This is a genomic window from Streptomyces sp. NRRL S-31 (assembly GCF_000718775.1).
GTDB lineage: Bacteria > Actinomycetota > Actinomycetes > Streptomycetales > Streptomycetaceae > Streptomyces.
On record NZ_JOCB01000102.1, the window covers coordinates 1 to 23,004 of the forward strand.

18 protein-coding genes and 3 pseudogenes are annotated in these 23,004 nt (G+C 71.5%); 10 read left to right on the plus strand and 11 right to left on the minus strand.

Annotation, left to right across the window (positions count from 1 at the left end):
• Positions 1 to 172: 172 nt before the first annotated feature.
• Both IF37_RS0131360 and panD read right to left on the minus strand, forming a co-directional pair.
• Positions 173 to 517, minus strand: a complete 345-nt coding sequence (locus IF37_RS0131360; RefSeq protein ID WP_030750275.1) for a GNAT family N-acetyltransferase — start codon at positions 515 to 517, stop codon at positions 173 to 175.
• A gap of 33 nt (positions 518 to 550) precedes the next feature.
• Positions 551 to 970 carry an aspartate 1-decarboxylase gene (gene panD, locus IF37_RS0131365; protein WP_030750277.1) on the minus strand — a complete coding sequence of 140 codons (420 nt, stop codon included), beginning with the start codon at positions 968 to 970 and terminating at the stop codon, positions 551 to 553.
• Positions 971 to 1,244: 274 nt separating this feature from the next.
• Here panD and IF37_RS0131370 point away from each other — a divergent pair, with 274 nt between their 5' ends.
• Positions 1,245 to 4,622 carry a lantibiotic dehydratase gene (locus IF37_RS0131370; RefSeq protein ID WP_030750279.1) on the plus strand — a complete coding sequence of 1,126 codons (3,378 nt, stop codon included), beginning with the start codon at positions 1,245 to 1,247 and terminating at the stop codon, positions 4,620 to 4,622.
• A gap of 340 nt (positions 4,623 to 4,962) precedes the next feature.
• On the opposite strand, the pseudogene IF37_RS42790 reads toward IF37_RS0131370, so the two are convergent.
• A pseudogene (locus tag IF37_RS42790) lies at positions 4,963 to 5,607 on the minus strand (thioesterase II family protein); the annotation flags it as partial.
• Here IF37_RS42790 and IF37_RS45300 point away from each other — a divergent pair.
• The 6 genes and pseudogenes from IF37_RS45300 to IF37_RS46095 form a co-directional block, all read left to right on the plus strand.
• Positions 5,564 to 5,881 (plus strand): ferredoxin, encoded by a 318-nt coding sequence (locus tag IF37_RS45300; protein WP_216725861.1) that lies wholly within the window; start codon positions 5,564 to 5,566, stop codon positions 5,879 to 5,881. The pseudogene IF37_RS42790 and the gene IF37_RS45300 sit on opposite strands and share 44 nt — an antisense overlap.
• 66 nt (positions 5,882 to 5,947) lie before the next feature.
• Positions 5,948 to 7,159, plus strand: a complete 1,212-nt coding sequence (locus tag IF37_RS0131380) for a cytochrome P450 (RefSeq protein ID WP_030750284.1) — start codon at positions 5,948 to 5,950, stop codon at positions 7,157 to 7,159.
• Between the two features lie 9 nt (positions 7,160 to 7,168).
• Positions 7,169 to 7,714 (plus strand): hypothetical protein, encoded by a 546-nt coding sequence (locus tag IF37_RS0131385; RefSeq protein ID WP_030750286.1) that lies wholly within the window; start codon positions 7,169 to 7,171, stop codon positions 7,712 to 7,714.
• Between the two features lie 76 nt (positions 7,715 to 7,790).
• Positions 7,791 to 8,327, plus strand: a complete 537-nt coding sequence (locus IF37_RS0131390; RefSeq protein WP_158727418.1) for a hypothetical protein — start codon at positions 7,791 to 7,793, stop codon at positions 8,325 to 8,327.
• A 61-nt stretch (positions 8,328 to 8,388) separates the two neighbouring features.
• Positions 8,389 to 9,417 (plus strand): 3-oxoacyl-ACP synthase III family protein, encoded by a 1,029-nt coding sequence (locus IF37_RS0131395; RefSeq protein WP_030750290.1) that lies wholly within the window; start codon positions 8,389 to 8,391, stop codon positions 9,415 to 9,417.
• 1,120 nt (positions 9,418 to 10,537) lie between these two features.
• Positions 10,538 to 10,888: pseudogene (locus tag IF37_RS46095) on the plus strand (ABC transporter ATP-binding protein); the annotation flags it as partial.
• 130 nt (positions 10,889 to 11,018) lie between these two features.
• Here the strand turns inward: IF37_RS46095 and IF37_RS0131410 are convergent.
• Together IF37_RS0131410 and IF37_RS0131415 are read right to left on the minus strand one after the other, a co-directional pair.
• Positions 11,019 to 13,454: a SpoIIE family protein phosphatase gene (locus IF37_RS0131410; protein WP_253915904.1), complete on the minus strand. Its 2,436-nt coding sequence runs from the start codon at positions 13,452 to 13,454 to the stop codon at positions 11,019 to 11,021.
• 74 nt (positions 13,455 to 13,528) lie between these two features.
• Entirely contained in the window at positions 13,529 to 13,933 is a 405-nt protein-coding gene (locus IF37_RS0131415; RefSeq protein ID WP_037857467.1) for a zinc ribbon domain-containing protein, read from the minus strand.
• A 343-nt stretch (positions 13,934 to 14,276) separates the two neighbouring features.
• Between IF37_RS0131415 and IF37_RS0131420 the strand changes: the two genes are divergently transcribed.
• The 3 genes and pseudogenes from IF37_RS0131420 to IF37_RS42795 all read left to right on the plus strand — a co-directional run.
• Positions 14,277 to 14,690, plus strand: coding sequence for a hypothetical protein (locus IF37_RS0131420; protein ID WP_158727419.1), 414 nt, complete (start codon positions 14,277 to 14,279; stop codon positions 14,688 to 14,690).
• Positions 14,691 to 14,699: 9 nt separating this feature from the next.
• Entirely contained in the window at positions 14,700 to 14,855 is a 156-nt protein-coding gene (locus IF37_RS44660; protein ID WP_158727420.1) for a hypothetical protein, read from the plus strand.
• A 135-nt stretch (positions 14,856 to 14,990) separates the two neighbouring features.
• Positions 14,991 to 15,146, plus strand: a pseudogene (locus IF37_RS42795) (alpha-hydroxy-acid oxidizing protein); the annotation flags it as partial.
• A 1,342-nt stretch (positions 15,147 to 16,488) separates the two neighbouring features.
• Here IF37_RS42795 and IF37_RS0131435 read toward each other — a convergent pair.
• The 6 genes from IF37_RS0131435 to IF37_RS0131460 are packed head-to-tail and all read right to left on the minus strand — an operon-like array spanning position 16,489 to position 23,002.
• Positions 16,489 to 18,303 (minus strand): FAD-dependent oxidoreductase, encoded by a 1,815-nt coding sequence (locus IF37_RS0131435; protein ID WP_030750313.1) that lies wholly within the window; start codon positions 18,301 to 18,303, stop codon positions 16,489 to 16,491.
• Entirely contained in the window at positions 18,303 to 18,566 is a 264-nt protein-coding gene (locus tag IF37_RS0131440) for a UBP-type zinc finger domain-containing protein (RefSeq protein ID WP_030750316.1), read from the minus strand. Before IF37_RS0131440 ends, IF37_RS0131435 begins: the two co-directional genes overlap by 1 nt.
• A gap of 5 nt (positions 18,567 to 18,571) precedes the next feature.
• A complete protein-coding gene (trxA, locus tag IF37_RS0131445; protein WP_030750319.1) occupies positions 18,572 to 19,018 on the minus strand; it encodes a thioredoxin in 447 nt (148 codons plus the stop codon).
• Positions 19,015 to 21,654, minus strand: coding sequence for an ATP-dependent chaperone ClpB (gene clpB, locus IF37_RS0131450; RefSeq protein WP_030750322.1), 2,640 nt, complete (start codon positions 21,652 to 21,654; stop codon positions 19,015 to 19,017). Before clpB ends, trxA begins: the two co-directional genes overlap by 4 nt.
• On the minus strand, positions 21,645 to 22,052 hold the full coding sequence (locus IF37_RS0131455; protein WP_030750325.1) for a chaperone modulator CbpM: 408 nt from the start codon (positions 22,050 to 22,052) through the stop codon (positions 21,645 to 21,647). Before IF37_RS0131455 ends, clpB begins: the two co-directional genes overlap by 10 nt.
• Complete coding sequence (locus IF37_RS0131460) at positions 22,049 to 23,002, minus strand: DnaJ C-terminal domain-containing protein (protein ID WP_030750327.1); 954 nt, start codon at positions 23,000 to 23,002, stop codon at positions 22,049 to 22,051. Before IF37_RS0131460 ends, IF37_RS0131455 begins: the two co-directional genes overlap by 4 nt.
• Positions 23,003 to 23,004: the final 2 nt, after the last annotated feature.

Sequence of the window (23,004 nt, forward strand, 5' to 3'; positions counted from 1 at the left end):
GGCCCGGGACCCGGTACCGGGCCGGGCGGGACCGGGTCGGGGTGCGGGTTCGTCATGGTGCCCTCCGCGCTGACACGTCAGGTGGCCTGTGGACTACTCCCCCGCCTACCCGACGCCCGCGCGGCCACTCACCCGACGGCGGCACCGGCCGCCCCGCGGACCTGCGGTCCGCTCAGAACCGTTCCGGATGGGCGCGCAGCCAGTCCTTGGCGGCCGACACCAGGCCCGGACCGGCCGGCGGGGCGGCCTCCGGGTGCTGTTCCGCCCAGTTCACGACGTAGGAGCACAGCGGCGCCACCTGTACGCCTTCGCGCCCGGCGAGGGCGTACAGCTCGCGGCTGAGCGATCCGGCGATGCCCTGGCCCTGGTGGGCGGGCTCGACGATCGTGTGCACGGGGACCAGGGCGCGCGCGGGCGACTCCAGCACGAAGTACTCGATGCGGCCGACGACTTGACCGTCGGTGACGGCCTCCAGACGGCCCGCCGCCCGGTCGTCGCGGATCTCGGTCTCACTCATGGGCACGCACGCTCCTGGTCCTTCCTCCGCCCCTCAGGCCCCTACGGCCTGAGGGCTGCGCTGCTGGTCCGATCCCGGCACCGGCTCGGACGGGTCGGAACCGAGGGAGACGATCCGGTTGCCGGCGTCGACATGGACGACCCGGGGCCGCAGCTCCCGGGCCTCCGCGTCGGTGACCTGAGCGTAGCTGATGATGATCACCAGGTCGCCGGGGTGGACCAGGTGGGCCGCCGCCCCGTTGATCCCGACGACCCCGGACCCGCGCTCACCCTCGATGACGTACGTCTCCAGCCGGGCACCGTTGGTGACGTCGACGATGTGCACCAGCTCCCCGGGCAGCAGGTCGGCGGCGTCGAGCAGGTCGGCGTCGATGGTCACGGATCCCACGTAGTGCAGGTCTGCCTGGGTGACCGTGGCGCGGTGGATCTTGGACTTGAACATGGTACGCAGCACGTTGGGCTCCTGTAAGACGGCTCCCTGCCTGCTTTGTGCAGGTCAAAGGCGTTCTTCACTCTACAGGGGCACCCGTCGAAGTCGATGATGGTGAGGAACATCGCTCCTCATCGGTGACAGGGCTGCATGCCCGGGCCTCGGCGCCGACCAGGGCAGACGGATCCCGCGCAGGGCGTTTCCGTAAGAGGTGCTTAATCCTGCGCTTAGAGGCGGCTGTTATTCCTCACGCTCATAGAGCCGCCGGACGAGACGGATGGACAGGTGCGGGCCCCTGATGACAGGCGATGACGTCGACTTCGAAACCGCGGACGTGGCGCTGCTGCGGGCCGCGCTCCTTCCCCTCCCGCGAGACAGCGCCGCCGACCTCGAACTCTCGCACTCCGCTCCCGCGGCCGCCAGGGCGGGCTCCGCCGCGTCGGGCGACACGCGTTGCCCCTGCGAGGCGGACGTCTGGGACGAGCCCGACCGGCTGCGGGCCCGGATAGGACAGTTCGTCTCCGACCCGGCGTTCCTCGCGGCGGTGGAGCTCGCCAGCCCGAGCCTGGCGGGCGAGGCCCGCAAGGCGTCCGAGGGCCGTCCCGCCAAGACGAAGCGGCTGCGCAGAGTCCTGGTCTCGCTGGTCAAGTACCGCCTGCGCATGACCTACCGGCCCACCCCTTTCGGGCTGTTCGCCGGTGTCGCGCTCGCGGAGTTCGGCGCCACGCCGTCGCTGAGCGGCTCGGGCCTGCACCGCACGGTGAGCCGCCCCGACGCCGCCTGGCTGGAGGGCGTACTGCGGACGCTGGACGAGCTGCCAGAGGTCGCGGACGGCACCCGGCTCGTCGCGAACGAGCTGTGTACGGAGCGCGACGGACGTCTCATGCTCGTCGACGCCCACGACCACACGGGGTCCAAGCGGCTCGCCCACTCCGTGCGGCTGACCGCACCGGTCCGCCGCGCCCTGGAGATCGCCGCCGCGCCCCTCGCCCGGACCGACCTGGTCGCGCGACTCGCGGACGAATTCCCGCAGGCCCCCGACGGCGCGGTGGAGCGGTGCGTCGCCCAGCTCGTCAGGGGCGGCTTTCTGCTGAGCGACCTCGCACCGCCGCCCGACTGCGCCGATCCCCTCGCCCATGTGCGGGCCAGGGTCGACGGGGTCGACCACGATGTGCCGCGCGCCCTGAAGGTGATCGGTACGGCGATGGACGCGCTGGATTCGGCCCCGCGCGGCGCGTGGGGCCCGGCTCTCGCCGCCGTCACCGAGCGCATGCGGGCGGTCCACGACAGCGAGAACGTCGTGCAGATCGACACGGTCCTCGACACCCGCCTCATCCTGCCGACCGCGGTGCGGGACGAGGTGGAGCGGACGGCCACCGCGCTGTGGCGGACCTCGCTGATGCCGCCCGGCAGCCCCTCGCTGCGGGAGTACCACGGCAGGTTCCTCGAACGGTACGGCACCGACCGGCTCATCCCGGTGCTCGAACTCCTCGACCCGGCACGGGGGCTGGGGCTTCCGGAGGCATACACGCGCAGGACCCCACCGGAGCCCGCGACGCACCCCGCGGCCCAGCGACGCGACCGGATCCTCGCCGAGGTGTTCCTCGCCGCCACGCGGCGCGGCGCCGACGGGGCGGGCAGGATCACGGAAGTGGCGCTCGACGGTGAGGCCCTGCGTGCGCTCTCCCTGGCCCCGGCGGACGGCGAGGAGCCCCGACAGCCGCCCGCCTCCCTGGAACTCGGCGCCGAAGTCGTCGCCAAGAGCGTCCAGGATCTGTGGGACGGCCGGTTCCGCCTGGTGCTCGGCACCAACCCGGGGTCCCCGCTGGCCGGTGCGACCTTCAGTCGGTTCGCCTGGGCGCTCGGGAAGGGGGCCGAACGTGTGCGGGATGTCGTACGCGGAGGGCAGCAGCCGGGGCCCGGCCCCGGCGCGGACGGTGCCGCGGGCGCCTCCGGCGATTCCGGCGCCCCCGGTACCGCGCCGGCCGTGCTGCCCCCGCTGCCCGCGGTCGTCGCGTACCGGCCGCGCTCCATCCGCTCCGCGAACGTCGCCCTCGTCCCCCAGTGGCTCGACCACCGGATCCCGCTGGGCGTGGGCCCCGCGGCGACGGAAGGCGTGACCGATCTACGCCTCGAGGGCCTGGCCGTGGGCGCCGACCTCGAAGGCCTCCACCTGGTCGACATCTCCACCGGGCGGCGGGTTCGCCCGGTGTCGTACTCGATGCTCAACCCGCTCAGCGGTCATGTACCGCACGTGGCACGCTTCCTGCTGGAGCTCGGCCAGGAGGGCCAGGAGTGGTGTCCCCCCTGGAACTGGGGCAAATGGTCCGACGCGCCCGCGCAACCGCGCGTGACCTACGGCAGAAGCGTGCTGTCCCCCGCCCGCTGGATCCCCGACCGTGCCCTGACCGAGGCGGCCGGCCGGCCTGATCGGGCCTGGCGGGGACAGGTGGCGCGGTGGCGGCGCCGCTGGGACGTGCCGCGGCACGTGCTGCTTGCCCGCCTGGACAACCGTGTCGCGGTGGACCTCGAGGAGCCGCTGCATCTCCTCGCGTTCCAGGACGAGTTGCGGCGCGGTCCGGGGCTCGCGGTCCTGGAGCAGTTCGGCGGCGCGCACGGGCGGCGCTGGCTGGTGGGGCCGGACGGTGCGCACGCTTGCGAGTTCGTCTTTCCCGTCTTCAGGAAGGGCTCCCGGCAGTCGGAGGCGGCGCGGGCGCGGCCGCTGGCCGCGCAGACGCCGGTTGCGCAGGCGGCGCCCGCATCTGCGTCTGTGCCGGCGAGCCCGCATGGCGTGCGGCCGCCCCAGCTGATCGCCGAGCGGTCGGCGATGGCCCACGTCCCCGGCGGCGAGTGGCTCTACACCAAGGTGTACGTTCCCGAGGAACTTCAACCGCGTCTGCTGGCGGAGCACTTGGGCGCGCTGACCGAGCCCGGTCTGCTGGACGCGGCCGATACCGACTCCTGGTTCTTCCTGCGGTACGCGGACCCCGACCCCCATCTGCGGATCCGCTTCCACGGCAGACCGACAGGCCTGTGGTCCGTGCTCCTGCCGGAACTGCGCCGGTGGACGGAGCGGTTGCGCAAGGCGGGCTTCGCGGGGCGGCTCATCCTGGACACTTACGATCCCGAGATCGAGCGGTACGGCGGGCCGTCCGCCATCGCGCTCGCCGAATGCGCCTTCCACACCGACAGCGCGACCGTCGTCGCTCAACTGGGGGGCACCCGGAACAGGGCCGAGGCCCTGCCCGCCACCATGTCCGCGGCACTGGGCGTCCTCGCCGCGCTCACCGGGCTCGGGTCGGCTGACGAGGCACTGGCGTGGCTCGGTGATCCCGCGCTCCTGGAGCGGCGAACGGAGGTGACACGGGAACAGAAAAGGCTGGTCGCAGGGTTCCTCGACGAGCTGGGGCACCCCGTGGTGCCCCCTGCCTGGGCGCGGGCGGTGCCGTCGCTGGGCGCCCTCTGGGAGGCGCGCGACGTGTCGCTGGCCTCGCTGCGGAAGGCTCTGTCCACCACGGAATCCGGCCGGGACCAGCGCCCCTCGGTGGCGATGAGCCTGGCCCATATGCACTGCAATCGGCTGCTGGGACCACGGCGCGAGGACGAGCTGCTGGCTCACGCCGCGGCCAGGGAAGGCCTCGCCCTCCGCCTCGACAGAACGCGACACGGCCGATGACCTCGCACCGGGCCGGGGCGCGTTCGCTCCGCGCGATCGACGCGGGCGAGGCACGCGCCTCGGACGTCGCCGTCCACCACCGAGAGCCCGCTGCCGTGCCGGCCGCCCTCCAGGCGTCGGTCACGGTCGCGGAGCTGCTCAGGGATCCGGAACGGGTGGCGGAGGCCGCCGTCCGCTCCCTCGCCGACGCCCCCGGCACACTGATGCTCCCGGGCTGGCAGCCCGCCTCCCAGCTCCTCGGCCACGCCGGCATCGCGATGCTGCACGGCCGGCTCGCCGAGGAGGACCCGAAGTGTCCGCCCTCGAACGTACGCAGCGAGAACGCCCCTGTGGTGTGGCGGCTCCAGGCGAGGGCGTCGGCCACGCTCACCCGCGGATCGTCGACGCCGACCAGCGCGGTCACCGGAGTGCGCACCGCGGCGTCGGCGGGCGTGCAGGCGTACGCCTCCAGGGCGCGGTAGTCGCCGCGCAGCGCGGGGAGCACGGAGCGCAGCATCTCGGGGTCCTCCAGGAAGGCGCCGCCCGTGCCGTTCAACTCCCGCAGTTCCGCGCGGAGGCCGGCCTCGTCGAGCGGGTGGAGGCGCTCCGCGCGGGGGATGCCTGGCGCGCGTCTGCCCGAGGCGAAGAGCAGGCAGGGCCCTTCGGCACCGGCGCGTTCGAGGCGGCGTACGGTCTCGAAGGCGACGGTGGCGCCCATGCTGTGCCCCAGGAAGGCGGTCGGCCCCTCGTCGAGCGTCGGGCGCAGCGCGGCCGCGATGTGGTCGGCGAGCTGCCCGATGTCCTCCAACGGCGGTTCCCTGCGCCGGTCCTGGCGCCCCGGATACTGCACGGACAGCACCTCGACGTCCGGTCGCAGCTCCCTGGCGAGCGGGTGGAAGTAGCTCGCCGCGCCGCCGGCGTGCGGAAAGCAGACGAGGCGGACGTCCGCTCCCGGAGCGAGCTTGAAGCGCCTCACCCAGGCCGCGCCGTCCGTTTCCTTCGCCATTGCCGTCACCTTCCTCCGCTGCCGCTCCAGGGAGACAAACGTAGGCGCCGGAAGTGACGTACATCTGATGCACGGCTTAAAAGAACCTAATGAAAAACGGCTCTCTCGATGGTCCCGTAACTCTCATCCCGGGGTAGCCCCCGAAATCTTCGACCAGACCGACTCGGGATCCGTGATGGTCATCCACGCCTCCCCTGAAAGGGACGAAGTCAACCTGGTTTTCGAAGCGGTCGATCTCTGTCCGGCGCGCGCTTTGTCCGTCAGTGATGACTGATGCCCGGGACCGTTATTCGATGGCGCCCATTGCCACCACGACCGCGGTGCAGGAGAAGAATCCCTGATGCTTTCGCCGAATACCTCGGGCACCACTGAACCGACCTATCCCACCACCCGCGGCTGCCCCTTCGCGGAGCCCTCGGGCTATGCGGATCTGCGGGCCGACGGGCCGGTCTCGAAGGTCACGCTCTACAACGGGCGTCCGGCGTGGATCGTGACGGGCTACGACGCGGCACGTGACGTCCTGGTCCGCCACGAGGACTTCTCGTCCGTCCGGGACGACCCTCGATTCCCCGCGACCGCGCCCCGCTTCGAGGCGGCCAAGAAGATCCGCAACTTTCTCGGCATGGATCCGCCGGAACACACCGCTCAACGCCGCACCTTGACGGGCAGTTTCACGGTCGAGCGCATCGCGGCGCAGCGCCCGCGGATCCAGAAGATCGTCGACGGCCTGCTCGACACGATCCTCGCCGACGGCGACACCGCCGATCTCGTCCCCCAGTTCGCGCTGCCGGTGCCCTCGATGACGATCTGTCATCTGATGGGTGTGCCGTACGGTGATCACGCCTTCTTCGAGCACCAGTCGCGGCGGATCGTCCAAGGCGAGTCGAGCCTGGAGGACAGCGCGGACGCTTTCGCCAAGGTCCGCGACTATCTGGCGAAGCTCATCGAGACCAAGCGCCGCGCCCCGGGTGACGGGCTCCTCGACGAGCTGATCGCCGACTACGTCGAGACCGGCGAGCTCGACCCCAAGGACCTGTCCGAGATCGCGCTGCTGCTCCTGGTCGCCGGGCACGAGACGACCGCCAACGCCATCGCGCTCGGCGTGCTCGCTGTGCTCGAACACCCCGATGTACGGGCCGGTTTGGCTGCTGATCCGGGGATGATCTCCGGCGTGGTGGAGGAGTTGCTGCGCCTCCTGTCGATCGCCGACGGCCTGTCGCGCTTCGCCACCCGCGACACCGAGATCGCCGGACAGCCGGTCGCGGCCGGCGACGGCGTGCTCGTCGCCGTCGCCGCGAGCAACCGCGACCGTGCGGTCTTCGGTGACCCCGACGCCTTCGACCCGCACCGCTCGGCCCGGCGCCATGTCGCCTTCGGCTACGGCATCCACCAGTGTCTGGGCCAGAACCTGGCGCGCACCGAGATGGAGATCGCCCTGACGTCGATCTTCGCCCGGATCCCCACGCTGCGCCTCGCGGTACCGCGCGACGAACTGCGGCTCAAGCATCCGGCCGGGCTGCACGGTGTCGTCGCCCTGCCCGTGACCTGGTGAGGAGAGAACATGTCTGAGACGACGGAGGAGAACCACGCCACGGACGGCTTGCTCGCCTCGATGGCCAAGGTGTTCCTCGACGGCGTCGGCGACCTGGGCGCTCCGGCCGCCGCCCCCGGACAGCCCGGCAGCGAGGCGCTCGGGGACCTGGACGCCAGGGGCTGGGCAGACCTCGACCACCTCACCGAGCGGGTGCGCGGCGGGCACGGCCTGCTCTCCCCGCAGCCGCGCCTCGGCCAGGTCCGCTACTACCACGACCAGATCTACGACGCGTCCGGCACTCTGATCGGCACAGTCGCCGGACGCCTGGAGATCGTGCACCGGCGCCCCGCGGACGGCCACATGTTCGCGGTGCGCACCGAGGACGTCCGGCTGCTCGGCCACACCCTGCGGTTCACCGGTCTCAACGACATCACCGCCGAGTTCGCGGGCGCCTGGGTCTCCGTACCGGGCGTCGGTCTCACCGGTGAGTACCTCGGCAGGTCCGCCATCCGGGCCATTCACATGACGCCGACGCCCCTGGTCTCCGACGTCCGCATCGTCATGGCCCGCTAGGCGGGGCCAGCCATCACGACCGCACCGCCCCCGCTCTCCCGAAGCCGAGCACCTCCGAGATTTCGAAAGGTCCCCCATGAGCGTCCGAACGTCCCTGCTGCGCTCCGTCGCCGTCACCGCCTCCGTCGCCGCGCTGCTCGGCCTGTCCGCCGCCACCGGCCACACCACGGACGCCTCCGCCACCGCGCACACGGGCAAGCCCGCCGGGAACAAGGAGTCGTGCGTGAGCCGCGTCCTGAGCGAGCCGCAGATCAAGAACCTGCAGAACGTCGACGTCGCCGAGCCGCGTGTCGGCCAGATCGGCATCTACCACGACGAGCTGCGCGACGCGAAGGACACGTACGCGGGCACTCTCATGGGCCGCTACGAGATCCGGAAGACCCGGCCGGGCGGCCCTGTCCTCACGTACTACACCGAGGACCTGTTCCTGCCCGACGGGGTGGTCCACGCCGAGGGCTGGGTCGACTTCAACGATGTCAAGAACACCCGCTGGGTGGGGTACCGGGCGGTCGGTCTCGACGGGGTCTACCAGGGCAAGACCGGCAAGCGGGAGTGGCGCAACACGGGCGTGGAAGGCGCTCCCGCCGACGCGCGCTGGCGGCTGTGCGGGTGAGCTCCGCGCCGGCGGCCGCCCCCGGCGGCCCCTCCCCCGAAAGGACCGGAAGGAACTGAGGATGGACACGCCCGAGATACACCTCCTGTCCGCGGGCTCCGCGCTGCCGGGCCCCGCCGTGGACAACGCCGCACTCGCCCGGCGCTTCAAGATGGAACCACTGTGGGAGCAGTGGGTCGACGCCTTCATCGGAACCCGCAGCCGCCACCTGGCCGTCGACCTGGAGACCGGTGTCATCGGCCATACGCTGGCCGATCTCGGCACGGCGGCCGCCCGCGTCGCGCTGGAGCGTGCCGCGTTGCGCGCCGGGGACATCGACCTGCTGGTGATGGCCACCAGTACGCCCGACGCCCTGATGCCCGCCACCGTCAACGTGGTCGCCGACCGGCTCGGCATCGACCAGGTGCCCAGCTATCAGCTGCAGTCGGGATGTTCGGGTGCGGTGCAGGCCCTCGACCTGGCACGGCAGATCCTGCTGAACGGCCGCCACCGCACCGCGCTGGTCATCGGCGGCGACGTCGTCGCCCCGTTCTACGACGTGAACGCGGACCTGCGGAAGCTGCCGCCGGCCGAACTCGTCAACTTCGTCCTGTTCGGTGACGGCGCCGGCGCGGCGGTGCTCTCCGTGGACCCGGCGCCCGGCTCGGCCGCGCTGCGCTCGGTGTTCACCCGGCTCGTGGGCCTCGGCCGGGCGCCCGGCGCGACGCTGGAGTGGTACGGGCCCGTGGAGCGGCCCGGCAAGGGGCCGGCGGCGGCCGAGGACTACAAGGCCATCGAGGAACTCGTGCCCGTGATGTCCCAGGACGTGCTCCACGAACTCCTCGACGACCTGGGCTGGCGCGGCGAAGACGTCGACTATGTGCTGCCGCCCCAGCTGTCGGGCCGGATGACCACGCAGATCTTCGAGCGTCTCGGGCTCGCCGGGCAGCAGGTCAGCTGCGTGGCCGAGACCGGCAACATCGGCAACGGCGTCGTCTTCTTCCAACTGGAGCGCGCGCTCGGGCGGATCGGCCCCAAAGAGCGCGCCGTCGGCATCTCCATCGAGTCCAGCAAGTGGATCAAGGCGGGCTTCGCCCTGGAAGGGGTCTGACCGATGACCGTCACCACCACGTCCCACGACAGTGCCTCCCACGGCGACGCGTCCCACGGCAGCGCGGCGCCGGACGCCACACCCAAGGAGCGCCTGATGGCGCTGCACCGCGCCGGTGAGCTGACCGAACGCTACCCCGAGGTCCGCGCCCTGGTGACCGAGCTGTCCGGCGCCGACTTCACGCAGGCCGGGCATCTGCTCGCGCGGCTCGACACTGAGCGGGTCACGCAACGCCACCCGCAGACGGCCGTGTTCCGCGTCGCCGTCACCGGGCACGGCACGCTGGTGCCCCTGGTGCCGGCCCTGACCGCGGAGCTGGCACGGCACGGCATGCTGCTCGACGCCACGCTCTCGGACTTCGACTCCTGGGTGTTCGACCTCGGCGACGCGCAGAGCGCCGTGTACGAGGCGAAGCCCGACGCCGTGCTGTGTGTCCTGGACCCGACCGTAGTCCTGGACGAGCTGACGGCGCCCTGGCGGGTCGCGGACGCCGAGCGGGTCCTCGCGGAGAAGCTGGCGCTGCTGCGCAGGCTCGCGGCCACGTTCGACGGAGCGGGACACGGCACGCTCGTCCTCAACACCCTGCCGCTGCCCGTCCGGATCACCGGGCAGCTGCTCGACTATCGCTCGCGTGCGGCGCTCGGCGCGGCCTGGCGGCGCTTCAACGCCGAACTCCTCTGCCTGGGCGACCGGTTCGGCTCGGTCGTCACCCTCGACCTCGATCCGCTGCTCGCCGAGGGCGTCCCGGCGGGCGACGACCGCCTCAGCGTGTACACCAAGGCGCACCTCTCGCCCGCCCTCCTCTCCGCCTACGCCCGCGAGGTGGGGCACCTGGGCCGCGCGCTCACCGGGCGGGCCAAGAAGGTCCTCGCCCTCGACCTGGACGAGACGGTGTGGGGCGGGATCCTCGGCGAGGACGGGCCGCTCGGCATCGAGGTCGCCGACAGCTACCGCGGTGAGGCGTTCCGCGCCTTCCAGAACGTCGTCAAACAGATCGGCTCGCAGGGCGTGCTGGTGGCCGCAATCAGCAAGAACGACGCGGAACCGGTCCTGTCCGTGCTGCGCGACCACCCCCGGATGACGCTGCGCGAGGACGATTTCGTGCGGGTCGCGGCGATGCCAACGGGCCCGCATCCTGGTCGCGCGCGCTCTGATGGGCGATCCGGCGTTGCTCCTGCTCGACGAGCCGTACAACGCGCTCGACCTGCCGTCGCGGGAGGACGTGATCGACCCGATACGGGAACTGGCCTGGAACCGGCCGTCGTTGGTGACCGTGACGGTCACCCACTACCTGGAGGAGCTGCCGAGCAGCACGAGCCATGCGCTGCTGCTGTGCGACGGCCGGGTGCAGGCCAGCGGCACGGTCGACCACGTGCTCACCGGCGCACGCTTGACGGCCTGCTTCGGCCGGCCCGTCGACGTCGAGCGTCGCGGTGGCCGCTGGGCCGCCCGCTCGGCGAGGGCCGTCTAGCCAGAGCCGCCGCCCGGCTCGGAACGTATGTCGCGCCGCCTCCTCGCGATCCGTTCCCCTCTCCCCGCAAGGCCGGGGCGCGGCTTCTCACATGGAGCACGCGGCACGAAGCGTGCTCCATGCCGCATGCTCATGGCTCGGCGGCCAGCCGCTGTTCCGCCCAGATCGTCTTGCCGTCCGCCGCATGGCGGGTCCCCCAGCGTTCGCTGAGCTGGGCGACGAGCAGCAGGCCGCGGCCTCCCTCGTCGTACGTACGAGCCCGGCGCAAGTACGGGGCGGTGCTGCTCGCGTCGGAGACCTCGCACACCAGACCGCCGTCGCGGATGAGGCGCAGGCTGATGGGCGGGCACCCGTAACGGATGGCGTTGGTGACCAGTTCGCTGACCAGCAGTTCGGTGACGAAGGCCGTCTCCTTTAGCCCCCAGAGGCCGAGTCGCTCGGTGACCAGCTTCCGGACCCGCGAGACCTCGACCGGGTCGGGGGCGATGTCCCAGGTGACCACCTGGGAGTCGTCGAGCACGCGAGTCCGGGCGACGAGCAGGGCGATGTCGTCCCCGGGCGGGCCGGCGCGGGAGGCGTCCAGGACGGCGTCGCAGACCTCCTCCAGCGATTCGGCCGGTTCGGCCAGCGCGCGTCGGAGCGGGGCGAACCCGGTATCCGGGTCCGCGCCCTGGACAAGGCCCTTGGTGTAGAGGGCGAGAACGCTGCCCGGGGGCAGGTCGAGTACCGCCGCCTCGAACGGCAGACCGCCCTGGCCGAGGGGAGGCCCGGACGGCAGTTCGGGGAAGGAGAGGAAGCCGTCGGGGCGGAGCACGGCGGGTCCGGGGTGCCCGGCACGGGCCATCGCGCAGGTGCGGGCGATCGGATCGTAGACGGCGTAGAGGCAGGTGGCTCCCACCTCGCCGGCCCCTGGCCCCTCGGACTGCGCCTGGCGTCCCGTTTCCCCAGGCGGTTCGCGCTCCACCCGCACCACGAGGTCGTCGAGGTGCGTGAGGAGTTCGTCGGGCGGGAGGTCCAGGCCGGCCAGGGTGCGCACCGCGGTGCGCAGTCGCCCCATGGCGGCGGAGGCGTGCACGCCGTGGCCGACGACATCGCCCACGACCAGGGCGACCCGTGCGCCGGGCAGCGGGATCACGTCGTACCAGTCGCCGCTCACCCCGCCCTCGGCGCTGCCCGGCAGGTACCGGAAGGCGACGTCCACGGCCGCCTGCGGGGGCGTGTGCCGGGGCAGCAGGCTGTGCTGGAGACTGAGGGCGGTGTTGCGCTGGAGCGTGTACTGGCGTGCGTTGTCGATGGCCAGGGCCGCCCGGGCGGCGAGTTCGCCGGCCAGGTACAGGTCGTCCATGTCGAACGGCTCGGGGGTGCGGTGCCGCATGAAGATCACCAGACCGAGGGTGGTGCCCCGGGCGAGCAGCGGTGCGACGAGGTAGGAGTGGATCCCGTGAGCCCGGGCGCGCTCGGCGCGGGCCGGTTCCCGGGCCAGCCACCGCGCCATGTCCGGGTCCTTGATCCGGTGCCGCAGGGCGCGCCCGGTGCGCAGGGCCAGCTCCATGGGCGAGTCCTCGGCGATGAAGTCCGCCTCCCCCGTGGAGATCGCCGACTCCGGGTGGCCCGTGAGGACCGACTGCTGGGCGATCCGGTAGTACGTCGCGGTGGCGCCGCTGCCCACCGGTTCCGGAGGGAGACCGCGCAGCACGGAGTCGAGCAGGTCGACACCCACGTAGTCGGCGAACCGCTCGGTGGCCACGTCGGCCAGTTCCTGGGCGGTCCGGATGAGGTCCAGGGTGGTGCCCACGCCCTCCCCGGCGGCGCTCATCAGGGCCAGTCTGCGCCGGGCGAGATCCTGTTCGGTGATGTCGAGGGCCGCGATGGACGTGCCGCGTACCCGGCCGTCGGCGTCTCTGAGCGGGTAGACGAAGTTGGAGTAGACGCGCCTTCGGCCGACCTCCGGGACACGGTCGGAGATCCGTACCCTGACGGCTTCCCCGGTGCGCAGCACCTCGGCCGTAAGTTGTTCCAGGCGACGGTAGGGCGGGGCGGAGCCGACCTCGCCGAGTCGGTGGCCGACGGCGTCCTCCGCCCGGACGGCCATGGCCCGGCACGCCTCGTCGTTGGCGGCCACCATGTGGTTGTCCTGGTCGAACACACCAAGGGCTAGCGGTAGTTGGTCGAGGGCCCAGCCCATGAGCTTCGCGCTCCGGCCCGTGGGCCGGTCATCCGCACCCGGGGCGGCGAGCAGCAGCACCCACGTCGTCCCGCCGGCCGCGCCCCGCAGGGGTGTGGCGTGTACGTCGGCCTCCACGCGCCGCCCGTCGCGGTGCCGCAGGGCAGCGCGCCCCTGCCACTCGTGCCCGCCGGTCGCGAGGGCCCGGCTCAGCGAGTCCGGCGCGGGCCCATCGAAGATGTCGCGCCATCGGTGCCCGACGATCCCTTCCGATCGGTGGCCGAGGAGGGACTCGGCGCCCTGGGTCCAGGCAGTCACCGCGCCTCGCGCGTCGAGGCACACCATGGCCGGGGACCACGCATCTGCCCCGTCGGTGCCGCCCGTACCGTCCGTCCGTGTCATGACCGAACCTGCCGTCCCGCGCCGCGACCAGCCCCCGGTCTCCTCATCCAGGGTGGACCCGCCCGGGCGGCGGCTCAACCCGCGCCGCGGATCCATCCGTCCAGGGGAGCCTCCTCGCACAGCCGGACCACGGGCTCACCGCTGACGATGCGGGCATCGCGGCCGGTGGCCGTGGCGGTCGGCCCGGCCAGCCGGACCCGGGCCCCTGGGCGCACCGCGTACGGCGGGCCGTCGACCCGGCAGCGCACGACGAACCCTTCCGCCATGCGTACGGGCCACACAGTTCCCTGTGTCGTGGGGCCGTAACGGCGGGGTGCCACGACGCCCAGGCCCTCGCTGCGCGCCGCCACCAGGTCGGGGGACCAGCAGGCCGGGCAGAGGAGCCGCCGGAAGGTCGTGGTGCGGCACCAGGAACAGATCTGGAAGAAGAGTCCCCCCGCGCTCGTCTCGTCCTTGGCGGACCGCTCCGGCCGCGACACGGATTCCCTTTCGGCTACTCGCGCGTAAAACACGATGCTCACTCCCTTCGGATCATCGAGATCCGCCGAATGCGGACGCGAAGAAGGTGAGCAACATACGACACTCGGCTCCCCGCCGAAAGAGCGGAGTTCCCCCAGTTGGAGAGGGTATTCGCCCATCGGCCACCCCGATGAGATCAAAGCCGGGCCACCGAATCGTCGTGCCACCCACCCCCGCCGAGAGACGCGACGACGCCTCGCGCATTCCGGAGTCGCACATTTCCCTGCCCTCTGCCCGCTCCGCCGGAAAATCCGCTTCGCGGCCCAGAATCATCATGGTGAGCAACGCCGGATCGGCCATCGAATGGTTCGATTCTTCATCTACAAATTGTTCTTTCCGGCGCCCGACCCGCTGGTCGGAGCCCTGCTCGCTTTCATGACGTTCGCCATCGGTTTCGTGGCGCGTCCGCTGCGCGGAATGGCCTTCGGATATGACGCCATCGGCGTCGCCGGGTCACCGCTGCTCATCGTGCTGCGCCTGCTCCCGGGCATCGCAGTCGGCGGTCACTGGGGCGGGGCCGTGCTGATCGCCACCGAGAACGCCCCGCGGGGGCGGCGGGGGCTGTACGGCAGCTTCGCCCGGCCGGGAGTGCCGGCCGGGCTGATGCTCTCCAGTCCGGCCTTCCTGGTCAACGGCGCCTCGCTCGGCTACCAGCTCGGCGTGATGCTGGGCGGAGCGTTCACGCCGATCGTCGCGACCTGGCTGTACGCGAGGTAAGGATCGTACGTGCCGGTGGCCGGCTTCCTGGCCGTCGCGGCGGCGGTCTCCTGCGTGTGCGTGCTGGTACTCAGCGAGACCGATCGGCGGGAGGAGGCGGAGCCGGAGGCCGTAGCCGACGACTCCGGCGCCGCCGGCCAAGAGCCGTCCCTGACGGCGAACTGACCTCCCCGGTCGCCTTCCTCTGCGAAGCACCGAGAGCGGTCTCCGTCCCCTCGACGGAGGCCGCTCATCATGCGGCGGGGACGATGGTCTCGACGGCGCCGCGCACGTGGGGACGGCACGCCAAGCGCCGAGGCGGTCGAGGTGTTGCTCGACAGCGGCGTCCGGCGCGGCAGCGACGTGGTCAAGGCGCTCGCCCTGGGCGCGAAGGCCGTGATGATAGACCGGGCGTATCTGTGGGGGCTCGCCGCGAACGGGCAGGCCGGCGTCGAGAACGTCCCCGACATCCTGCGCTCCGGCATGGGCCGCGGCCGCTCAGCTGGGTGTGGGCCGGATACTCCGAGAAGCGGCGTTGCGCACGTGGTGGCCGGTGGCCCTGCCGCTGCCGGCGACCGGCTGCCCCGGTCGTGCCGCCCTCGGCCTTGCCGTGCTCTCCCGGCTCCGCGGCCGCCCCGCGACATCGACCCCCTGCCGTGGGGCACGGCTGACCTCGCGGACGACCTGGCGTACGGGGCGGGCGTGTGGTGGGGCGCCCTCAGGGACCGTACCGCTCGTCCACTGCTCCCCCACCTCACCGACCAGCAGGTCAACGACATGCTCGGCAACGCCGTCCCCCTGCTGGACTTCGTAAGAGGTCCGGCCGGGGACGACTTCACCCTCCAGGCCACCTGGGTGGCGGTCGGCACGGAGGTGTCGTACGACGGCGTGGCTCTGATGCCGTGTCGCGGCGCCGTTCCCTTCCGGATCGTCAAGACCTGCTCGTTCGCCCCGGCCGGCACCATCCTGCGCGCTACCCAGGCCGTCACCCCGGACGGTGGCCCGCGGTTCCTGTTCAACCGCGGCTTGCGACACCTGTGGATGGACGCCCCGCCCCTGGGGCCACATGGTCCAGGGTGCCTGCGAATCGACCTGCCGGGGTGGAGGAGGCGTCCCGTGACGGTTGCGCCAATCCGAGGTCCATGAGATGCGCACGGTAGGGATCGTCACCGATATCGCTCGTGGCCACGAGGATGCTGCCGGGCTTCACTTCCCCGCGTACGAGATGGGGCTCGTGTGCGGCGTCGCGCGCCGACGCCACCTGCGCGGCGATGCGCACGGCACCCGTCACCGGCAGCGGACCGTCCCGGTCCAGGAGCATCCCCAAGACCGGCCCGGGAACACAACGCATGGCGGTCGGCCGACCGGCTCCGAGTTTGACACACAGCTCGCGGAAGGCCCCTGTGCCGCGGGCCAGCTGTCGGGCCACCAGGGGCCCTCCAAGCCGGGCCAGGCACCTGCACCGAGACCCCACCACGGCAGTCACCACGTCAGCAAGCTGGGACGCCTCCGTGCACGATGCTGACCGTTTGCTGACCTGAGCCCTGGCGGCAGCGCTCTGACCTGCCCAGACGTCCAGATGCTAGATCTTGGACTTGAACAGAGTACGCAGCACTTTGGACTCCTGACAGACGGCTCCCTGCCTGCTTTGTGCAGGTCAAGGGCGTCGTTGACTGTACACGGGCACGCGTCGGAGCCGATGGCTCAATCCCTCGGACGGTGTCGTGGCGGGACCGCCGGTGCCGCGCCCAGTGTCGACTCCAGCAGGCCGCTCACCTGGTTGGGCAGTTCGTCGAATCCGGCAGAGGATTGAGAGGGGTCATGCGAGCCATGCGGACTCCTTGTGACGTAGACGTGGGGAGACGTCCGAGTGGCCCGCGACAGCCGGCGTGCCCGTGGTGCCGGGTACGGCCGAGTGCCCCAGGTGCCGGTGCACGAAGTGGATGGCCATCGCGCCCTCACCGGCCGCGGAGGCCACCCGCTTCACCGAGCCGCTACGGACGTCCCCCACCGCGAAGACCCCGGGCAGGCTGGTCTCCAGGGTCATGCACGAGCGCCCACGGCCGTGCCACACCTCGGGGGAGGCGCAGGCTTCCTGGGCCTCCGGCCCGGTGAGGACGAAGCCGCGGGAGTCGAGGGCGACGACGCCGGCGAGCCACTCGGTGTGAGGTTCGGCGCCGGTGAAGACGAACAGGCTCCGCACCGCGAGTCGGCGGTGCCCGCCCGTGCGGTTGTCGACCACGTCGAGCTCCTCCAGCACTTCCCGGCCGATGACCTCGGTGACCTCGGTGTGCAGCATGACCTCCACCCGCGGATGGCGCTCGACCTGGTCGACCAGGTAACGCGACATGTTGGCCTCAAGGCTGGCTCCTCGGACAAGCAGGCGCACCTTCGGCGCGTACCCGGCGAGGAACAGCACCGCCTGGCCCGCCGAGTTGCCTCCGCCGACGACGGCCACCGGGTCGGTGCGGCACTGCTGGGCCTCGTAGACGGTCGCCGAGTAGTGCACGCTCGTTCCCTCCAGGCGTTCGATGCCGGGCACCTGGAGCCGGCGGTAGCGGGCACCCATGGCCAGGACGACGGCGCGGGCGGCGATCTCGCTGCCGTCGGCGAACGTCACGACATAGTGGTCGTCGCCCCTGGGACGGAGACCGGTCGCCTCCAGTGGAAGACTGATCCCGGCGCCGAATTTACCGGCCTGGAGCACGGCGCGTTCGGTGAGTTCGGCGCCGGAGATGCCGGATGGGAAGCCGAGCAGGTTCTCGATGCGGGACGACGTGCCGGCCTGACCACCGGTGGCCATCGCCTCCACCACGGTGGTGCTCAGGCCCTCCGAGGCGGCGTACACCGCGGCAGCGAGGCCGGCGGGTCCGGAGCCCACGATGAGGACGTCACCGTGACGGTTTCCGGCGGGTAGTGACGGCAGGCCGATGAGCCGGGCCAGTTCCGCGTTGCTGGGATTGCGCAACAGGGTGGTGTCCCGCCAGATGACGAGCGGTGTGTCCGCCGGGCCGACGCCGAAGCGGCGCAGCAGCTCCTCGGCCTCCTTGTCGGTCTCCAGGTCGATCCAGCGGTGCGGCAGCCGGTTGCGGACGGCGAACTCGCGCAGCCGTCTGGTGTCGGGCGAGTAGCGCGAGCCGATGATGCGGAAGCCGGCGCCCTGTCCGACGAGCAGCGCGCGACGGCACAGACAGGCGCGCAGCACGATGTCCGCGATGGTGGAGTCCTGGGACACCAGGTGGCGCAACCGGTCCAAGGAGACGACGAGGGCCTCCCCCGGCTCCCTGACGACAGCGGTGTAGAAAGCCACTTGCCCGTACAGCAGCCCGAGTTCGCCGATGAAGCGACCGGGACCGTGCACGCGCAGCATGTGCTCCTCGGGAGTGCCGTAGCCCTCGACGACGGCGACGGTACCGCTGAGGACGACGAAGAACGTCTCGCAGCGCTCGCCCTCCCGGATCAGCACGTCGTTCGCAGCCGTGGTCCGGCGTTGCCCGTGCTCCGCCAGAAGTGCCATCTGGTCCTCCGTGAGGCGCGGATACGCGCCGTGGATGTCCGGGGTCTCCCGGAAGGCGGCCCGGTCCGCTTCCTCCGGCAGCCGTTCTTCGCCCGGCAGCGACTGGTCGCCGGACATCAGACGAACGCCTCGTGAACGTAGCACCAGCGCCATTCCTCACCGGGCTGGAACGATTGAACGATCGGATGGGCGACGACAGCTGCGTGCTCGCGCGCGTGCTTGTTCGGCGAGGAGTCGCAGCAGCCGACGTGCCCGCAGGTCAGGCAGAGCCTCAGGTGGACCCACGGGGAGCCGAGCATCAGACACTCCTGACACCCTTCTGGGGTCAGCGGCTGGACCGGCCGGACGAGCGCGAGGTGGGGGTCTGCGTGCAGGGTCATCCGGATCACCCTTTCCGGGCGGTGATCGAGTGTTCCACCCACTGACGCAGGGCGGGGGCGGGCGCCGCCCCCGCCTGCCGGGCGACTGTCTCGCCCCGGTCGAGGATCAGCAGTGTCGGTACGGCCTGGACCTCGAAACGCTGCGACAGTCGCGGGTTCTTGTCGACGTCGACCTTGACGAGTTTGATTCGGCCGGCGAGATCGGTGGCGACCTTCTCCAGTGCGGGGCTGACCATGCGGCAGGGGCCGCACCAGGTGGCCCACAGGTCGACCACGACGGGGACGTCGGCCCGCTCGGCGACCTCGGTGAAGTCGTCGTCGCCCGCGTCCACCATCCACGGTAGGGGCTGCTTGCAGTGGCCGCACTTGGGGCGGCCCTCCGCGGCCACGGGCACCCGGTTGGTGCGCCCGCAGCGGGGACAACCGACGCTCGTCGCCTGCATCGTGCTCATGCCGCCCGCACTCCCTTCACGTCCTCGGGCCGGTCGTATGTGACCACCAGCTCTCCATGTTCGGCGTCGACGCGGACCGTCGCGCCGTCCTGGACGTCACCGCGCAGCAGGGCGCGCCCGACCATCGTCTCGACCTCGTGGGAGATGTAGCGGCGCAGCGGCCGGGCCCCGTACACCGGGTCGTAACCTTGGTGGGCGATCAACTCACGTGCCGCATCCGTGAGTTCGACGGCGATGCGACGCTCGGCGAGCCGGCGGCGCAGCTCGTCGAACTGCAGCTCCACGATCCGCTCGATCTGCCGCTCGCCGAGCGGCTTGAACAGCACGATGTCGTCGACGCGGTTGAGGAACTCCGGGCGGAAGTGCCCGCGCAGCTCGCCCATCACCAGGGCGCGGGCGTCCGGCTTGATCTCACCCTCCGCGGTGGCGCCGTCGAGGAGGTACTCGGAGCCGATGTTCGACGTCATGATGATCACGGTGTTGCGGAAGTCGACGGTGCGGCCCTGGGAGTCGGTGATGCGGCCGTCGTCGAGGACCTGAAGCAGGGTGTTGAAGACATCGGTGTGCGCCTTCTCGATCTCGTCGAACAGCACGACCGAGTACGGCTTGCGGCGTACGGCCTCGGTGAGCTGGCCGCCTTCCTCGTAGCCGACGTATCCGGGTGGTGCGCCCATGAGCCGGCTGACGGTGTGCCGCTCCTGGTACTCACTCATGTCGAGGCGGACCATGTTCTCCTCGGAGTCGAACAGGGCCGCCGCGAGGGTCTTGGCCAGCTCGGTCTTCCCGACGCCGGTGGGGCCGAGGAAGATGAACGAGCCGATGGGGCGGCGCGGGTCGCGGATGCCTGAGCGGGCGCGGATGATGGCGTCGGCGACGAGTTTGACGGCCTCGTCCTGGCCGATGACGCGCTCGCGCAGGATCTCGTCGAGGCGCAGCAGCTTCTCGCGTTCGCCCTCCTGGAGACGGGCGACGGGGATACCGGTCCAGGCGGCGACGATCTCGGCGATCTCCTCCTCGGTGACGACCTCGCGCAGCAGCCGGTTCTGCCCTTGTTTGGCGGCCAGTTGCTCCTCCTCGGCCTTCAGCCGGCGCTCCAGGTCCTGGAGGCGGCCGTAGCGGAGTTCGGCGGCGCGGTTGAGGTCGTAGGCGCGTTCGGCCTCCTCCGCCTCGTGGCGGACCTGCTCCAGTTCCTGGCGTAGCTCCTGCACGCGGCGGATGGCCTGCCGTTCGGCCTCCCACTGGGCGTGTTTGGCGTCTGCCTCGCCGCGCAGGTCGGCCAGTTCCTTGCGCAGTTCCTCCAGGCGGGTCTTGCTGGCGGCGTCGGTCTCCTTGGACAGGGCCGCCTCCTCGATCTCCAGGCGGGTGACGCGGCGGGTGATCTCGTCGAGTTCGGCGGGCATGGAGTCGATCTCGGTACGCAGCCGGGCGCACGCCTCGTCGACGAGGTCGATGGCCTTGTCGGGCAGGAACCGGTCGGTGATGTAGCGGTGGCTGAGGGTGGCCGCGGAGACCAGTGCGGTGTCCTGGATCTTCACGCCGTGGAAGACCTCGAGGCGTTCGCGCAGTCCGCGCAGGATGGAGATGGTGTCCTCCACGCTCGGCTCGTCGACCAGGACCTGCTGGAAGCGGCGTTCGAGGGCGGCGTCCTTCTCGATGTGCTTGCGGTACTCGTCGAGGGTGGTGGCGCCGATCATGTGGAGTTCGCCGCGGGCGAGCATCGGCTTGAGCATGTTGCCCGCGTCCATGGCCCCTTCGGCGGCGCCCGCGCCGACGACGGTGTGGAGTTCGTCGACGAAGAGCAGGATGCGTCCCTGGGCGGCCTTCACCTCGGACAGCACGGCCTTGAGGCGTTCCTCGAACTCGCCGCGGTACTTGGCGCCGGCGACCAGGGAGCCCATGTCGAGAGCGAACACCGTCTTGTCGCGCAGGCCCTCGGGGACGTCGCCGCGAACGATGCGCTGGGCCAGGCCCTCGACGATGGCGGTCTTGCCGACGCCGGGATCGCCGATGAGGACGGGGTTGTTCTTGGTCTTGCGGCTGAGGATCTGGGTGACGCGGCGGATCTCCGCATCACGGCCGATGACCGGGTCCAGCCGCCCGGACCGAGCCTCCAGGACGAGATCGCGGCCGTACTTCTCCAGCGCCTCGTAGGCCACTTCGGGGTTGGCGGAGGTGACGCGCTGGTTGCCGCGGACCCGGGTGAGCGCGCTCAGGAACGAGTCCCGGGTCACGCCGTGCTCCTTGAGCAGACGTCCGGCGGCGGTCGCCGAGCCCTCCTCGGCCAGGACGAGCAGGAGGTGCTCCACGGACACGTACTCGTCCTTGAGGCGTTTGGCCTCCCGCTCGGCGGCGTCGAGCAGGCGGGACAGGCGCTGGGTGACGAAGACCTGGCCGGGTGCCGCGCCGCGACCGGTGACCTTCGGGCGGCGGGAGAGTTCCTCGCGCACGGCCGCGCGCAGTTCCTCCGGCTCGGTGCCGGCCTGTTGCAGCAACCGTTGGATCAGACCGTCCTCCTGATCGAGAAGCGCGAGCAGCAGGTGTTCCCCGTCGACCTCGGTGTGCCCCATGCCGACGGCCGCGCTCTGGGCCTCCTGGAGGGCTTCCTGCGACTTCTGGGTGAGACGGTTCATGTCCATGGGGGTGTTTCACTCCTCGTGCCGCGGCCGCGCAGGGCGGCTTCGAGCAGGCTGATGCGGTCGAGCAGGTCGAGCACCAGACCGATGGATGCGTAATTGAGGCAGAGTCCGGTGCGCAGCCGCTGGATACGCGCGAGAACCGCCGGGGCCGTGGGGTTGAACACCAGTCGCCCCGCGGAGTCGCGTTCCGCGTCGACCAGGCCGAGGGCGACGAACCGGCGGATCAGATCGGGGTGGAGGCCCGAGCGAAGGGCCACGGCGGACAGGGAGAGCCTGGGGACGGGCACGAGCGCGTACCGGACAGCCGTCGAGGCGGTGTTGTCGGCGCCCGTTCGTACCGGACGGGCGCCCATGCCGGCCCGGCCGATGCCTCCCGCTCCCGCGGGTCGGTCGTTCATCGCGTCCTCCTGGGATCGAACGAGGAAGTGGCGGCGAGCTCCTCGAACAGTTCGCGCTCCCGGTCGCCGAGGGCGGGAGGCACCATGACGCGAAGTTCGGCGTAGAGGTCGCCGTTCGCGCCCCGCGGGTTCGGCATGCCCTCGCCGCGCAGCCGCAGCCGCCGGCCGCTGGACGAGCCCGCGGGCACCGTGACCTTCGCCGTGCCGCCGCCGGGCGTGGGCACCGGCACGGTCGCGCCCAGGGCCGCCTCCCACGGGGCGACCGGGACCTGGACGTGCACATCACGGCCGTCCAGCCGGAACCGGGGGTGGGGCAGGATACGCACCCGCAGGTACAGGTCGCCCGCGGCCGCGTCACCACTGCCCCGGCCTCCCTCACCCGCCAGCCGGATGCGCTGCCCGTCGGTGACGCCCGGCGGCACGTCGACCTCGTACCGCCGCGGCTGCCCGCCGGGGCCGGCGAGTGTGACGGTGCGACGGCCGCCTCGGTACGCCTCCTCGACGGTGAGCGGCAGTTCGGCCTCCTGGTCCGCTCCGGGGACGCCGCCTCGGGCGGCGCCGGCTCCGAACATGGAGCCGAGCAGGTCCTCGATGTCGATGCCCTCCGCGCCGAAGTCGTCGCCGAAGCCGGTGGTGTAGCGGACGCGAGGACCGCCCGCGCCTGCGGTCCTCCGACCGCGGAAGCCGCCGCCCGCTCCGGCCGCGACCCGTTCGTCGAAGTCCTCGGGGATCTTGCGGAAGTCCTCGCCGAAGCGGTCGTAGCGGGCCCGGCTCCTGGGGTCGGACAAGACGCTGTATGCCTCGTTGAGGTCCTTGAAACTCTCCTCCGCCCCGGGGTCCTTGTTGACGTCCGGGTGGTACCTGCGGGCGAGTTTGCGATATGCCTGCTGGATCTCGTCCTGACTCGCGGTCCGCGACACGCCCAGCACCTCGTAGAAGTCCCGTGCCATGA

Excerpts from the sequence above, each read along its gene's own strand:
- IF37_RS0131380 (WP_030750284.1), top strand. The coding sequence starts at position 5,948 with ATGCTTTCGCCGAATACCTCGGGCACCACTGAACCGACCTATCCCACC.
- IF37_RS0131435 (WP_030750313.1), bottom strand. The coding sequence starts at position 18,303 with ATGTCCGGCGACCAGTCGCTGCCGGGCGAAGAACGGCTGCCGGAGGAA.
- IF37_RS0131390 (WP_158727418.1), top strand. The coding sequence starts at position 7,791 with ATGAGCGTCCGAACGTCCCTGCTGCGCTCCGTCGCCGTCACCGCCTCC.
- IF37_RS0131440 (WP_030750316.1), bottom strand. The coding sequence starts at position 18,566 with ATGACCCTGCACGCAGACCCCCACCTCGCGCTCGTCCGGCCGGTCCAG.
- clpB (WP_030750322.1), bottom strand. The coding sequence starts at position 21,654 with ATGGACATGAACCGTCTCACCCAGAAGTCGCAGGAAGCCCTCCAGGAG.
- IF37_RS0131385 (WP_030750286.1), top strand. The coding sequence starts at position 7,169 with ATGTCTGAGACGACGGAGGAGAACCACGCCACGGACGGCTTGCTCGCC.
- IF37_RS0131410 (WP_253915904.1), bottom strand. The coding sequence starts at position 13,454 with ATGACACGGACGGACGGTACGGGCGGCACCGACGGGGCAGATGCGTGG.
- trxA (WP_030750319.1), bottom strand. The coding sequence starts at position 19,018 with ATGAGCACGATGCAGGCGACGAGCGTCGGTTGTCCCCGCTGCGGGCGC.
- IF37_RS0131420 (WP_158727419.1), top strand. The coding sequence starts at position 14,277 with ATGGTTCGATTCTTCATCTACAAATTGTTCTTTCCGGCGCCCGACCCG.
- IF37_RS0131455 (WP_030750325.1), bottom strand. The coding sequence starts at position 22,052 with ATGAACGACCGACCCGCGGGAGCGGGAGGCATCGGCCGGGCCGGCATG.
- IF37_RS0131395 (WP_030750290.1), top strand. The coding sequence starts at position 8,389 with ATGGACACGCCCGAGATACACCTCCTGTCCGCGGGCTCCGCGCTGCCG.
- IF37_RS0131460 (WP_030750327.1), bottom strand. The coding sequence starts at position 23,002 with ATGGCACGGGACTTCTACGAGGTGCTGGGCGTGTCGCGGACCGCGAGT.
- IF37_RS0131370 (WP_030750279.1), top strand. The coding sequence starts at position 1,245 with ATGACAGGCGATGACGTCGACTTCGAAACCGCGGACGTGGCGCTGCTG.
- IF37_RS0131360 (WP_030750275.1), bottom strand. The coding sequence starts at position 517 with ATGAGTGAGACCGAGATCCGCGACGACCGGGCGGCGGGCCGTCTGGAG.